Origin of the sequence: Streptococcus oralis, from assembly GCF_015561235.1 — a bacterium.
Lineage (GTDB): Bacteria > Bacillota > Bacilli > Lactobacillales > Streptococcaceae > Streptococcus > Streptococcus oralis_BK.
The window spans coordinates 1,071,974-1,085,740 of sequence record NZ_JADMTC010000001.1 but is presented as its reverse complement, the minus strand read 5'-3'; the positions used below and the strand labels follow the sequence as shown (position 1 = coordinate 1,085,740).

The window sequence follows — 13,767 nt, the reverse complement described above, 5'->3', positions numbered from 1 at the left end:
GGAGTAGGGGAAACCCACTCCCTCTTGTTTAGGTAATAGTTTGAAACTCAAATGATAAACTCATCGAACTATTACGTAAGCAAGGAATGATGGAGGCACTATGAAAACACGTATTACAGAATTATTGAACATTGATTATCCTATTTTTCAAGGAGGAATGGCCTGGGTTGCGGATGGTGACTTGGCTGGTGCAGTATCAAAAGCTGGTGGTCTAGGGATCATCGGTGGTGGGAATGCACCGAAAGAGGTCGTAAAGGCTAATATCGATAAAATCAAATCACTTACGGACAAACCTTTTGGTGTCAACATCATGCTCTTGTCACCTTTTGTAGAAGACATCGTTGACCTCGTGATTGAAGAAGGGGTCAAGGTGGTGACAACTGGTGCAGGTAATCCAAGTAAATACATGACTCGTTTCCATGATGCAGGAATTACTGTTATTCCTGTTGTTCCAAGTGTTGCTTTGGCAAAACGCATGGAAAAAATTGGTGCAGATGCAGTTATTGCAGAGGGAATGGAAGCCGGTGGGCATATTGGTAAATTAACGACGATGACCTTGGTTCGCCAAGTTGCTGCAGCTGTTTCAATTCCAGTTATCGCAGCTGGAGGAATTGCGGACGGTGAAGGTGTCGCTGCAGGCTTTATGCTTGGTGCTGAGGCCGTTCAAGTTGGTACGCGTTTCGTGGTAGCTAAAGAATCTAACGCCCATCCAAAATACAAGGAAAAAATCTTAAAGGCGCGTGATATTGATACGACTATTTCAGCTCAACACTTTGGACATGCTGTTCGTGCCATTAAAAACCAATTGACACGTGACTTTGAGCAGGCTGAAAAAGATGCCTTTAAACAAGAAAATCCAGATCTAGAAATCTTTGAACAAATGGGAGCTGGTGCTCTTGCTAAAGCCGTTGTTCATGGAGATGTAGAAGGTGGATCTGTCATGGCAGGTCAGATTGCTGGTTTGGTTTCTAAAGAGGAAACTGTCGAAGAAATCCTAAAAGATCTATACTATGGCGCAGCCAAAAAAATTCAAGAAGAAGCCTCTCGTTGGGCAGGAGTTGTAAGAAATGACTAAAACAGCCTTTCTATTTGCGGGTCAAGGTGCTCAGTATCTAGGGATGGGGCGTGATCTCTATGATCACTACCCTATCGTCAAGGAAACAATTGACCAAGCCAGTCAGGTTTTGGGTTATGACCTTCGTGACTTGATTGATAAGGAAGAAACCAAGTTAAACCAGACTCGCTATACGCAACCAGCTATTTTAGCGACTTCGGTTGCTATTTACCGACTATTGAAAGAAAAGGGCTACCAGCCGGATATGGTAGCAGGATTGTCTCTTGGGGAATATTCTGCTCTTGTAGCAAGTGGTGCCTTGGACTTTGAGGATGCTGTTGCCTTGGTTGCTAAGCGTGGTGCTTATATGGAAGAGGCTGCACCTGCAGGCTCTGGAAAGATGGTTGCCGTTCTGAATACTCCAGTCGAAGTGATTGAGGAAGCTTGTGAAACAGCCTCTAAAGTTGGAGTAGTGACTCCAGCTAACTACAACACCCCAAGCCAAATCGTTATCGGTGGCGAGGTGGTTGCGGTTGACCGCGCAGTTGAACTCTTGCAGGAAGCAGGAGCAAAACGATTGATTCCTTTAAATGTATCGGGTCCTTTCCATACAGCCCTACTTGAGCCAGCCAGTCAGCAACTAGCTGGTGCTCTTGAGGGAGTGAGTTTCTCTGATTTTACTTGCCCACTAGTTGGCAATACGGAAGCTGCTGTTATGGAAAAAGATCGAATCCAAGAGCTTTTGACGCGTCAGGTCAAAGAACCTGTTCGTTTTTATGAAAGTATTGCTGTGATGCAGGATGCTGGGGTAACCAACTTTATTGAAATTGGTCCTGGTAAGGTCCTATCAGGCTTTGTCAAAAAAATCGATAAAACAGCTCAGCTAGCTAACGTTGAAGACCAAGCAAGCTTGGATGCTTTGTTAGGAAACTAATGATCCCTTCTCCCACAAAATACAACAGGAAACAGGAGAGATAGAATGCAACTTACAAACAAAAATGTCTTTGTAACAGGTTCAAGTCGTGGTATCGGACTTGCCATTGCTCACAAATTTGCCCAACTAGGCGCTAATGTAGTCTTGAATAGTCGAGGAGCAATCTCAGAAGAATTGCTGGCTGAGTTTTCAAACTATGGTGTTAAAGTAGTGCCAATCTCAGGTGATGTTTCAGACTTTGCAGATGCCAAGCGTATGGTAGATCAAGCAATTGCAGAACTCGGTTCTGTCGATGTCTTGGTCAACAATGCTGGGATTACTCAAGATACGCTTATGCTCAAGATGACCGAAGAAGACTTTGAAAAAGTGATTAAGATTAACTTGACAGGTGCTTTCAACATGACGCAAGCAGTCTTGAAACAGATGATCAAGGCACGTGAAGGTGCGATTATCAACATGTCTAGTGTGGTCGGTTTGATGGGAAATATCGGACAAGCCAACTATGCAGCTTCTAAAGCAGGTTTGATTGGTTTTACCAAGTCAGTTGCACGTGAAGTTGCCAATCGCAACGTACGCGTAAATGCTCTTGCACCAGGAATGATCGAGTCAGATATGACTGCTGTTTTGTCTGATAAGGTCAAGGAAGCGACATTGGCCCAAATCCCAATGAAATATTTCGGTCAAGCAGAACATATCGCAGATGCTACAGTGTTCCTGGCTGGACAGGATTATTTGACTGGACAAGTTCTCGCTGTTGATGGCGGACTTAGCATGTAAAAAATAAGGAAAGATATAGGTAAGACAGATGAAACTAAATCGAGTTGTAGTAACAGGTTATGGATTGACCTCTCCTATCGGAAATACTCCAGAAGAATTTTGGAACAGTTTGCAAACTGGGAAAATCGGGATTGGAGAAATCACTAAGTTTGACCATAGCGAATTTGCTGTGCACAATGCGGCAGAAGTTCAAGATTTCCCCTTTGATAAATACTTTGTCAAAAAAGATACCAACCGTTTTGATAACTATTCTTTGTATGCCTTGTACGCAGCTCAAGAAGCGGTGACAAATGCTAATCTTGATGTAGAAACAATCGATAAAGATCGCTTTGGTGTCATCGTGGCTTCTGGTATTGGGGGAATTAAAGAAATCGAAGACCAAGTTATCCGTCTTCACGAAAAAGGCCCAAAACGTGTTAAGCCATTGACACTTCCAAAAGCCTTGCCAAATATGGCTTCAGGTAATGTTGCCATGCGCTTTGGAGCAAACGGTGTTTGTAAATCAATCAATACAGCCTGTGCCTCATCAAATGATGCGATTGGCGATGCCTTCCGTTCAATCAAGTTTGGTTTCCAAGATGTCATGTTAGTAGGTGGATCAGAATCATCTATCACTCCTTTTGCCATCGCTGGTTTCCAAGCCTTGACTGCCCTATCAACTACAGAGGATCCAACTCGTGCTTCTATTCCGTTTGACAAAGACCGTAATGGTTTTGTGATGGGAGAAGGTTCTGGAATGCTGGTTCTTGAGAGTCTTGAACATGCTGAAAAACGTGGAGCGACTATCTTGGCTGAAGTAGTTGGTTATGGAAATACCTGTGATGCTTATCATATGACTTCACCTCATCCAGAAGGTCAAGGTGCGATTAAGGCGATTAAACTAGCTTTGGAAGAAGCAGAAATTTCTCCGGAGCAAGTGGCTTATGTCAATGCCCATGGAACTTCAACTCCTGCTAATGAAAAAGGAGAAAGTAGTGCCATTGTAGCTGTTCTTGGTAAAGAAGTACCAGTATCTTCAACCAAGTCCTTTACAGGACACTTGCTTGGTGCTGCAGGGGCAGTAGAAACAATCGCTACCATCGAAGCCATGCGTCATAACTTTGTACCAATGACAGCTGGGACAAGTGAGTTGTCAGACTATATCGAAGCGAATGTCGTTTATGGACAAGGCTTGGAGCAAGAAATCCCTTATGCTATTTCAAACACTTTTGGTTTTGGTGGACACAATGCGGTTCTTGCTTTCAAACGTTGGGAGAATAAATAATTATGAATCTAAATGAGATCAAGGACTTGATGGCTCAATTTGACCAGTCAAGTTTGAGAGAATTTTCTTATAAAAATGGAACGGACGAATTGCAGTTTAGTAAGAATGAAGCAAGAATGGTTTCTGAAGTACCAGCTCAAGTTGCTCCAGTGCCAACTGCAGTAGCTGCAAGTCCAGTAGTTTCAGCCCCTTCGACTCCAGTAGAGAGTCCAGTAAAAGAAGCTCCAGCACCAGCTGAAACGACGGTTGCTCCAGAGGGTGATGTCGTTGAAAGTCCACTTGTAGGGGTGGCTTACTTGGCTGCTGGACCAGATAAACCTGCCTTTGTCACAGTCGGAGACAGTGTTAAAAAAGGTCAGACTTTGGTGATCATCGAAGCCATGAAAGTCATGAATGAAATTCCTGCACCTAAGGATGGTGTGGTGACAGAAATTCTCGTTTCAAATGAAGAAATGGTTGAGTTCGGTAAAGGATTGGTACGCATCAAATGATCGATATTCAAGGAATCAAAGAAGCACTACCCCATCGCTACCCCATGCTCCTAGTGGATCGTGTCTTGGAAGTGAGCGAAGATACCATTGTTGCCATTAAAAATGTGACCATCAACGAACCTTTCTTCAATGGTCATTTTCCTCAATACCCAGTCATGCCAGGTGTTCTTATCATGGAGGCCTTGGCTCAGACTGCTGGTGTCTTGGAATTGTCCAAACCTGAAAATAAAGGGAAACTGGTCTTCTATGCTGGCATGGATAAGGTTAAGTTCAAGAAGCAAGTTGTACCAGGTGATCAATTAGTCATGACGGCAACCTTTGTGAAACGTCGTGGTACGATTGCCGTGGTTGAAGCAAAGGCTGAAGTAGATGGCAAGCTTGCAGCGAGTGGTACTCTTACCTTTGCAATTGGAAACTAAGGAGGTTCTCCATGTTTCGTAAAATTTTGATTGCCAACCGTGGTGAGATTGCGGTTCGCATTATTCGAGCTGCGCGTGAATTGGGCATTGCGACCGTGGCAGTTTATTCAACTGCTGATAAGGAAGCTCTTCACACACTCCTAGCGGATGAAGCTATCTGTATTGGACCTGGTAAGGCGACAGAATCTTATCTCAATATCAACGCTATTTTATCTGCTGCAGTCTTGACAGAGGCAGAAGCCATCCATCCAGGTTTTGGATTTCTTAGCGAAAACTCCAAGTTTGCCACTATGTGTGATGAAGTGGGGATTAAGTTTATCGGCCCTTCTGGGGCTGTAATGGATACCATGGGAGATAAGATCAATGCGCGTGAGCAAATGATCAAGGCTGGGGTTCCAGTTATCCCAGGATCTGATGGTGAAGTTCACACGGCTGAAGAGGCACTTGCAGTTGCAGAAAAAATTGGCTATCCAGTCATGCTTAAGGCATCGGCAGGTGGTGGTGGAAAAGGGATTCGTAAGGTTGAAAAGGCAGAAGACTTGGTCGCAGCCTTTGAGACAGCATCCAGTGAAGCCAAGGCCAATTTTGGAAATGGCGCTATGTATCTTGAGCGTGTGATTTATCCAGCTCGCCATATCGAAGTTCAGATTCTTGCAGATCAAGAGGGTCATGTTGTCCATCTTGGTGAACGGGATTGTTCACTCCAACGGAATAACCAAAAGGTCTTAGAAGAAAGCCCATCCATTGCGATTGGCAAAACCCTTCGTCATGAAATTGGTGCTGCAGCCGTTCGTGCAGCAGAGTCTGTAGGCTATGAAAATGCAGGAACGATTGAATTTCTGCTCGATGAAGCGAGTGGCAATTTCTACTTCATGGAAATGAATACTCGTGTGCAAGTTGAACACCCAGTCACAGAGTTTGTTTCAGGTGTTGATATCGTGAAGGAACAGATTCGCATTGCTGCCGGGCAACCTTTACCTTTCAAACAAGAAGATATCGTCCTACGAGGTCATGCTATCGAGTGCCGGATCAATGCGGAAAATCCAGCATTTAACTTTGCTCCAAGCCCAGGAAAAATCACTAACCTCTACCTTCCAAGTGGAGGAGTTGGTTTGCGCGTGGACTCAGCAGTTTATCCAGGTTATACCATTCCTCCTTACTATGATAGTATGATTGCCAAAATCATTGTTCATGGGGAGAATCGTTTTGATGCCTTAATGAAGATGCAACGGGCACTTTATGAACTTGATATTGAAGGAGTGCAAACCAATGCAGACTTCCAGTTGGATCTGATTTCAGATCGCCGAGTTATCGCTGGTGACTACGATACTTCTTTCTTGATGGAAACTTTCTTGCCAAAATACCAAGAAAAAGAATAGACTTTCAAACAGTATGAGAACTAAAAGGGGGAGTTATGGCTCTATTTAGTAAAAAGGATAAGTATATTCGGATTAATCCTAACCGTTACGTAAGGCAGAAACCACAAGCCAAGCCTGAGGTTCCGGATGAACTCTTCTCCCAGTGTCCTGGTTGTAAACACACCATTTACCAAAAGGATCTTGGGAGCGAACGAATTTGTCCCCATTGTAGCTATACTTTCCGTATTTCAGCTCAGGAACGCTTGGATTTGACGATTGATTCTGGTAGCTTTGTGGAGATGTTTACAGGTATTGAAACTCAAGATCCATTAAACTTTCCTGGCTACCAGAAAAAACTTGCTAGTATGCGTGAAAAGACAGGTTTGGATGAAGCAGTACTAACTGGTACAGCTAGCATCAAGGGACAAAAAGTTGCCCTTGGGATCATGGATTCAAACTTTATCATGGCTTCTATGGGAACCGTTGTGGGTGAAAAAATCACGCGCTTGTTTGAGTATGCAACGGTAGAAAACCTACCAGTCGTTCTCTTCACAGCTTCTGGTGGAGCCCGTATGCAAGAAGGAATCATGAGCTTGATGCAGATGGCCAAGATTTCTGCGGCAGTTCAACGCCATTCCAAGGCAGGACTTTTTTATCTAACTATTTTAACCGATCCGACAACAGGTGGGGTGACTGCTTCTTTTGCTATGGAAGGTGATATTATTCTAGCGGAACCCCAAAGTTTGGTTGGTTTTGCTGGGCGTCGTGTTATCGAAAATACAGTTCGGGAGACCTTGCCGGATGACTTCCAAAAGGCAGAATTTTTGCTTGAACATGGATTTGTTGATGCAATTGTCAAACGGAGAGAATTGCCTGAAACAATTGCTAAATTAGTGAGATTGCATGGAGGAAGTCGCGGATGAATATTGCAAAAATAGTCAGAGAGGCACGCGAGCAGAGTCGCTTGACCGCACTTGATTTTGCCAATGGCATCTTTGATGAGTTTATCGAATTGCATGGAGATCGGTCTTTTCGTGATGATGGTGCGGTTATCGGCGGAATTGGCTGGTTAGGTGAACAGGCAGTAACTGTCGTTGGTATCCAAAAGGGGAAGAGTCTTCATGACAACCTCAAACGAAATTTCGGCCAACCTCATCCAGAAGGCTATCGTAAGGCTCTTCGACTGATGAAACAGGCAGAGAAATTTGGCCGTCCAGTTGTGACCTTTATCAATACGGCGGGTGCTTACCCAGGTGTTGGAGCCGAGGAACGTGGACAAGGTGAAGCAATCGCCCGAAACCTGATGGAAATGAGCGACCTCAAGGTTCCAATCATCGCGATTATTATCGGTGAAGGAGGATCTGGTGGTGCTCTAGCTCTAGCCGTAGCTAACCGTGTCTGGATGTTAGAAAACTCAATCTACGCAGTACTTAGCCCGGAAGGATTTGCCTCTATCCTTTGGAAGGATGGAAGTCGTGCTATGGAAGCAGCGGAATTGATGAAAATCACTTCACATGAACTCCTAGAAATGGGAATCGTAGACAAGGTAATCTCAGAAGCAGGGCTGTCAAGTAAAGAACTGCTAGGTTGCGTTAAAAATGAATTGCGTGCAGAACTAGATAGATTGCAAGAACTACCACTCGACCAACTTATCGAAGAACGTTACCAACGCTTTAGAAAATACTAAGAAAACTTAAAAGCTAGAACAATTTGTTCTAGCTATTTTGATAATAGAGCATGGATAAACATGAATACTCTAGATAAATAAGAAAAACAATCAATGGTCTATCCTCTATATTGCCCTAATAGAGAGTTTACAATTAGGAGAGAAAGAATGAAAAAGACAATACATTTAGGAATCTGTATGATTTTAATGTTCCTGTACATTTATTTAACGCCATTAGGGGCTATAACTCTAGCTAGAACCTTTGGTTTAGGAATGGACAGCTATATAATCTTCCTAGTTGGAGAAGTGTTGCTTATTTTCTTTTTATTCGTTTTGTGGTTGAAAAAGAAGAAGATGCTCTTTATCTTCGACAAAAAGGGTTGGCGCTGGTCTTATCTCGCTTTCTTAGTGGCTTGTTTCCTTATCTATTCTTTTTTAAATGGATTTAGAATGCAGAATATTCGATTGATTGACCATAGCTTTATTTTCCAAGACCTTCTTTCAGAACTTTACTTAAACGGGAGAGAAACGACTCTATCAAGTCTTATATTTTTAATCTTTAACATTTCGATTGTACCTGTTGTTGAGGAGACAATCTATAGGGGTTATTTTATGAATACCTTCTTTCCGAAGTCGGAGTTTTATTTGGATGTGATTTTGTCTTCTTTCATCTTCGGGCTCAGTCACTTAGTTCTATCTCATCGTGACCCCATCAGTCTCATCATTTATAGTATTCTTGGTCTTCTATTTACAGTTGTTTATCGAGTTACGGGTAGTCTTCGGTTTACCATTGTTTGTCATAGTTTCTATAATGCAATTCCCTATGCTCCGTCGATCTTATTTTATATCTATTATTTGATTTTTAGATAGTAGGAAGTTAGGAGATAAAGAAAAAAGCGTTTGATATCTGTCAAACCTTTTTCTAATTTGATGGGGAGATAGAGAAATCTCTTTTATCAATTTCTTGTTTTTCAATGAGTAAAGCTACCATTTAGGGTGAAAAATTGACAGTTGAGGAGATAGACTATAAAATAGACAAAAAGATATGTACTGTAGATGTAAGCTTACAAAAATTTATTTTAAGGAGCTACTTGATATGACAGGTACAGAAACATTTACAGTTCTTTCATCTGAGGACTTAGAACAAGTTTCAGGTGGTGGCATGATTTGGTTGGTTGATGATTATTATTGGAGTTGGCCTTATGCTTACAGCATTGCAACTGATTCAAGTACAATATGTACTAGAATGACTGGTTATGGTAACGGAATTATACCTTAATGTTCTAATAATTTAAAGGGGTAAGTATGAAAAAACTAGGGCATTTGGGAGTCTATACATCACTGGTATTTCTATCGGTTTATCTACCAGAGTTAGGGATTATGCATTTAACTAAGTTTTTAGGATGGGGGATAGATGGCTATTCTATCTTTTTAACAGTTGAAGTAATAGCTCTTTTGCTATTATTTATCTACTGGCTCCAAAAGAAAGAGATGCTCTATATTTTTGAAAAAAAGGGTTCAAAGAAGTCAAAATTCTTTTATCTTGTAGTTGGTCTAGTGGCTACTTATTTTGATCGTCAATTGGTGGATGCTTTTCAGTTACAGTTTCATCACCTAATTGATAACAAGTATATCTTTCAAGACCTTCTTTCGATTCTATACTCCAATGGGCAACCAACTTTTCTATCAACTGTTCTCAGTTTTAGTTTAACAGTAATCGTCGGACCTATATTAGAGGAACTGATTCATAGAGGGTACTTTATGAATACCTTCTTTCCCCAATCCAAGTACTATCTGGATGTTATCCTATCTGCTCTTATCTTTGGACTTAGTCATTTAATCCTAACTCACCGAGATCCTATCAGTTTGATTATTTATAGTTTGGGCGGCCTCTTCTATGCCCTTGTCTACCGTTGGACAAAGAATCTAAAAATCACCATCCTGTGCCATAGTTTTTTCAACTTTCTCATTTATGCAAAACCTATTTGGATTTTTGTTTATAATTATGTCTATTATCATTTTTTTAGATAGTGGAAGTCAAACACTTTTTCTAATTTGATAGGAAGATAGAGAAATCTTTTTTATCAATTTCTTGTTTTTCAATGAGTAAAGCTACCATTCAGGACGAAAAATTGACAGTTGAGGAGATAGACTATAAAATAGACAAAAAAGATTTATACTGTAGATATAAGCTTACAAAAATTAATTTTAAGGATGTGCTTGCAACGGCAGGTACAGAAACATTTACAGTTCTTTCGTCTAAAGACTTAGAGCAAGTTTCAGGCGGTCTTGCTATTTGGGAAAATGGTTGTGGTAGATGGGTTATATTATAGAAAATTTGCTCCCTATATGGGGCAAGAAGCACTTAATTCTTATAGGGATGCTTGGAAGTACGGTTTCCAAGCAGGATAATCTTTCAAAAAAGAACGATGAAAAACACAAAGAAACTAAGACAATTTGGAATATTTTTGCTTATTATTTTACTATCTACCTATTTACCGCAAACAATTGGTTTGTATGTGACGATAATTTTAGGGTTAGGCGCTGATGTCTACTCTCTTATTTTAACAATGGGATTAGTAGGAAGTTTCCTTCTATTAATTTGGTGGTTAAAAAAGAAAAAGATGCCCTTTATCTTTGAGAAAAAGAGCTGGAACTGGTCAACTATCTTTTACTTGTTTGCATGTTATGTGGTTCATCAGATTCTCGGTAATTTTTGGGCACGTTTTGCTCATTTGATTAATCATAGGAATATTCATGATGTCTATTTTGCGGTGGTACTTTCAAATGGACAACCAACTGTTCTATCTACAGTTCTTAGTTTTATCTTAACAGTCGTTATTGGTCCTATTTTGGAAGAGACGCTTGATCGTGGGTATTTTATGAACACCTTCTTTACTAAGTCAAAGTTCTATTTAGATGTCATCTTATCAGGCCTTATCTTTGGACTTAGTCATTTGATCCTATCTCACCGAGACCCAATTAGTTTATTATATTATAGTCTGATTGGTCTCTTTTTTGCCCTTGTTTATCGTTCTACCGACAATCTGAGATTAACGATTCTCTGCCATAGTTTTTTTAACTTTCTCAATTATGCAAAACCTATCTGGATTTTTGTTTACAATTATATCTATTATCATTTTTTTAGATAGTGGGAGGCAAAGAAAAAAGCGTTTGATAGCTGTCAAACACTTTTTCTTTTTACTATTCTTCTGTTACAAACTGGCTGAGCAGTCCATTGATAAAACGGGCAGATTTTTGATCTGAGAAGTCCTTTGCAAGTTCGATAGCTTCATTAACAGCAACCAGCTGAGGGGTGTCAAATGAAGTGATTTCAAAGACTCCCAAGCGAAGGAGGTTTCTCTCCACGAGCGTTAAACGTTCGATGGTCCAACCTGCTTTTAAATGCTGTGTGATTTGCTTGTCTAGTTCTTCCTTTTTAGCTTGAACACCAGAAACTAGCTCTGTCAAAAAGGCTGGAAGTTGCACATCAGTATCTTCACGATCATGAGTATAGGCGAAACGACAAGCAGTTTCGACATCCGTACCGAACTCAAGGCTCATGAGAGCTTGAAAAGCGCATTTACGGAGTTGGCGTCTAGATTCTAATAGTGGACTAGTCATTGAGGAAGTCCTCGTCAAATAGATCTTTCAATTCTGGTTTTGGTGTTTTATCTGGAACGATACCTGCAACGTGGATATTGATAGCAGCGAGTTCTACATCAGCCATATTGCGGACTGCATCTTTGACAGCTTTCTGGATCGCAACAGCTACCTTAGGAACTTTTACTCCGTACTCAAGGTAGAGATAGATATCTGCTGTGAGCTCTTCGTCCACGTTTTTAAGATAAACAGCACGGCCAAGAGAAAGTTTTGAAAGGGTGTCAGATACTGATTTGTTTGAAAAAGAGTGTACACCCTCTACTTTTGCAGTAGCAATAGCAATGATTTTTTCAAGTACACGTGGGGCGATAACGATTTCGCCAAGTTGTTCTTCAATTCCCATAGAATGACCTCTTTCTAGAGATTAGGCACGAGAAACGTAAGTTCCTTCTGCAGTGTTGATAACGAGTTTTTGTCCTGCTTCGATGAAGTCTGGAACGTTTACGACAAGTCCAGTTTCCATCGTTGCTGGTTTACCAGAACCTGTAACAGTAGCACCTTTGATAGATGGTTGAGTTTCTGCAACTGTCAATTCAACAGTAGTAGGAACTGTGACACCAATCACTTCAGTTCCGTAGAATTGGATCTTCACATCTGAGTTTTCAAGGATGTAAAGCAATTCGTTTTCAACGTTGACTACAGGGATTTCGTATTGGTCGTAAGTTTCTGTATTCATGAAGTATGCTGTGTCATCCATTTTGTACAAGTATTGAGCTGGGACAGTCTCGATAATAGCTTGTTCAAATTTTTCCTCTGGACGGTAGCTTGTGTCAAATGTAGAACCAGTACGGACATCACGCAATTTCATACGCATGATCGTGTTTCCTTTACCTGGTTTGTGGTGGCTAGCTTCCAAAACGCGGATCAATTTTCCGTCAGCTGTTTCAAAGGTCATACCAGCCTTTAATTTACTTGCTTCAATCATGTTTTTACCTCTTTAATAAAATAATTTACTCTTTATTGTACCATAAAAGACAACATTACTCAAATGTCAGAAGGAGCTTAATTAGTTGACTGGTACGATATTTCCATCTTCGTCTTTGGTAACGAGGACGTATTTTCCATCGACTTCGATGTAAAAATTCTTGCTGGCAGTTTGTCCAGTATTTTGAGCCTGTGCTTGATTTTGGACTTGTTGGCTGAATTGACCACCCAGAGTTTGGCCAAGATTCATGCCCATAAACATGTTCATCCCATTGCCATTTCCTTCGTTGGCAGCTGCAGCAATAAGCGCTTCGTTGCGAGCACGGCGTTCTTCGATTTCAATCGTGTTGTACTTCATTGCCACCAGCTCACTATCAAGCTTGCGAACGATATCAAGACTTTCTTGGTCGTAGCTGAGGTCTTCAAGCAAGATATTAGTTGCTTCAATTCCGTAGAGGCCTGTCCAAACCTTGTTGACCTCTTGTTTAGCGAGTTCGTTAAAGGTATCTTGGTTGGCATTGAGGCTATAGATATCAACCTTGTTTTCGTTGGTATATTTGGCAATGGCAATTGCGATTTTTGGTGCGATATTTTGACGGAGCGTTCCTTGAGCAACATCCTGAAGAGTATATGGTTGGCTATCTGTAATTTGCTGACTAACAGAGCTCACATAGAAGAGAACTGGATCCGCGATTTTTACATCAAACAAGCCATAGAAACGGATGTTGAGCAGTTGTTGGTAACGTTCACTGAAATATTCGACCGCATTTTGTGTGCCGAACTTATTGCCCGCGATAGGTTGCATGCGGATAAAGATAATTTCCTGTTGGGTGATGACTTGTCCACCGAAAGAGAAACGATTTTTAAAGTTTTCCCAAGTACCTTTTAAGCCACCTTTTTCAAGGAGCCAAGCGTTATCACCAGCTTGCCATTCGTGGCTACCAGCTTCGAGGACGTCGCCAAGGAAGGTACCGTTATTTACCAAAACAGCGCTATGGCCTTGAGGAACGATAACCACACTGCCGTCCGACAAGAGGCCTGTATTTTGATTGCTATGACGAGAACGTCCATCGGGGTCTTTTGTGAGTAATTGTCCCTTGATGGCCAAGGCATCGCCAGAGACATTGTCTGGAAGGACAATGGCTTCCTTGAATTTACTGTCATTAAAACTATTTAAGCCTGCTGATAAGGCTGCACGTATAAATCCCATAATTCCT

Annotated in this window: 17 protein-coding genes and 1 pseudogene; 14 read left to right on the top strand and 4 right to left on the bottom strand. The window is 41.3% G+C overall.

Translation table 11 applies throughout. The features are described from left to right. Window positions 1-100 precede the first annotated feature (100 nt). From fabK to I2H52_RS05460, 14 genes and pseudogenes are all read left to right on the top strand, one after another. Window positions 101-1,075 carry an enoyl-[acyl-carrier-protein] reductase FabK gene (fabK, locus tag I2H52_RS05525; protein ID WP_000857452.1) on the top strand — a complete coding sequence of 325 codons (975 nt, stop codon included), beginning with the start codon at window positions 101-103 and terminating at the stop codon, window positions 1,073-1,075. Continuing rightward, entirely contained in the window at window positions 1,068-1,988 is a 921-nt protein-coding gene (fabD, locus tag I2H52_RS05520; RefSeq protein WP_195594612.1) for an ACP S-malonyltransferase, read from the top strand. The genes fabK and fabD overlap by 8 nt, the downstream gene beginning before the upstream one ends. A gap of 45 nt (window positions 1,989-2,033) precedes the next feature. After that, window positions 2,034-2,765 (top strand): 3-oxoacyl-[acyl-carrier-protein] reductase, encoded by a 732-nt coding sequence (fabG, locus tag I2H52_RS05515; protein WP_007520586.1) that lies wholly within the window; start codon window positions 2,034-2,036, stop codon window positions 2,763-2,765. 28 nt (window positions 2,766-2,793) lie between these two features. Continuing rightward, a complete protein-coding gene (gene fabF, locus I2H52_RS05510) occupies window positions 2,794-4,029 on the top strand; it encodes a beta-ketoacyl-ACP synthase II (protein ID WP_007520585.1) in 1,236 nt (411 codons plus the stop codon). A gap of 2 nt (window positions 4,030-4,031) precedes the next feature. Next, a complete protein-coding gene (accB, locus tag I2H52_RS05505; RefSeq protein WP_007520584.1) occupies window positions 4,032-4,520 on the top strand; it encodes an acetyl-CoA carboxylase biotin carboxyl carrier protein in 489 nt (162 codons plus the stop codon). Beyond that, window positions 4,517-4,939 (top strand): 3-hydroxyacyl-ACP dehydratase FabZ, encoded by a 423-nt coding sequence (gene fabZ / locus I2H52_RS05500; protein ID WP_000565515.1) that lies wholly within the window; start codon window positions 4,517-4,519, stop codon window positions 4,937-4,939. The genes accB and fabZ overlap by 4 nt, the downstream gene beginning before the upstream one ends. 11 nt (window positions 4,940-4,950) lie before the next feature. Further along, window positions 4,951-6,318, top strand: a complete 1,368-nt coding sequence (gene accC / locus I2H52_RS05495) for an acetyl-CoA carboxylase biotin carboxylase subunit (RefSeq protein WP_000488663.1) — start codon at window positions 4,951-4,953, stop codon at window positions 6,316-6,318. A 35-nt stretch (window positions 6,319-6,353) separates the two neighbouring features. Further along, the gene (accD, locus tag I2H52_RS05490; RefSeq protein ID WP_007520580.1) at window positions 6,354-7,220 is read left to right on the top strand and encodes an acetyl-CoA carboxylase, carboxyltransferase subunit beta; all 867 of its coding nucleotides are present in this window, start codon (window positions 6,354-6,356) and stop codon (window positions 7,218-7,220) included. Further along, window positions 7,217-7,984 (top strand): acetyl-CoA carboxylase carboxyl transferase subunit alpha, encoded by a 768-nt coding sequence (locus tag I2H52_RS05485; RefSeq protein WP_001017380.1) that lies wholly within the window; start codon window positions 7,217-7,219, stop codon window positions 7,982-7,984. The genes accD and I2H52_RS05485 overlap by 4 nt, the downstream gene beginning before the upstream one ends. Before the next feature lie 147 nt (window positions 7,985-8,131). Further along, entirely contained in the window at window positions 8,132-8,833 is a 702-nt protein-coding gene (locus I2H52_RS05480; protein ID WP_045617625.1) for a CPBP family intramembrane glutamic endopeptidase, read from the top strand. Window positions 8,834-9,059: 226 nt separating this feature from the next. Beyond that, window positions 9,060-9,242, top strand: a complete 183-nt coding sequence (locus I2H52_RS05475; RefSeq protein WP_007520576.1) for a hypothetical protein — start codon at window positions 9,060-9,062, stop codon at window positions 9,240-9,242. Between the two features lie 26 nt (window positions 9,243-9,268). Next, the gene (locus tag I2H52_RS05470; protein ID WP_045617624.1) at window positions 9,269-9,994 is read left to right on the top strand and encodes a CPBP family intramembrane glutamic endopeptidase; all 726 of its coding nucleotides are present in this window, start codon (window positions 9,269-9,271) and stop codon (window positions 9,992-9,994) included. A gap of 185 nt (window positions 9,995-10,179) precedes the next feature. Continuing rightward, window positions 10,180-10,375 (top strand): annotated as a pseudogene (gene briC, locus I2H52_RS05465) (biofilm-regulating peptide BriC). Window positions 10,376-10,392: 17 nt separating this feature from the next. Beyond that, entirely contained in the window at window positions 10,393-11,115 is a 723-nt protein-coding gene (locus I2H52_RS05460) for a CPBP family intramembrane glutamic endopeptidase (RefSeq protein ID WP_045617623.1), read from the top strand. Window positions 11,116-11,167: 52 nt separating this feature from the next. On the opposite strand, the gene nusB is transcribed toward I2H52_RS05460, so the two are convergent. The 4 genes from nusB to I2H52_RS05440 all read right to left on the bottom strand — a co-directional run bounded on the left by nusB (window position 11,168) and on the right by I2H52_RS05440 (window position 13,760). Next, a complete protein-coding gene (gene nusB / locus I2H52_RS05455) occupies window positions 11,168-11,587 on the bottom strand; it encodes a transcription antitermination factor NusB (protein ID WP_045617622.1) in 420 nt (139 codons plus the stop codon). Further along, on the bottom strand, window positions 11,580-11,969 hold the full coding sequence (locus tag I2H52_RS05450) for an Asp23/Gls24 family envelope stress response protein (protein WP_045617621.1): 390 nt from the start codon (window positions 11,967-11,969) through the stop codon (window positions 11,580-11,582). The genes nusB and I2H52_RS05450 overlap by 8 nt, the downstream gene beginning before the upstream one ends. A gap of 21 nt (window positions 11,970-11,990) precedes the next feature. Beyond that, entirely contained in the window at window positions 11,991-12,551 is a 561-nt protein-coding gene (efp, locus tag I2H52_RS05445) for an elongation factor P (protein ID WP_000568640.1), read from the bottom strand. Between the two features lie 81 nt (window positions 12,552-12,632). After that, window positions 12,633-13,760: an SPFH domain-containing protein gene (locus I2H52_RS05440; protein ID WP_045617620.1), complete on the bottom strand. Its 1,128-nt coding sequence runs from the start codon at window positions 13,758-13,760 to the stop codon at window positions 12,633-12,635. Between the last annotated feature and the right edge of the window lie 7 nt (window positions 13,761-13,767).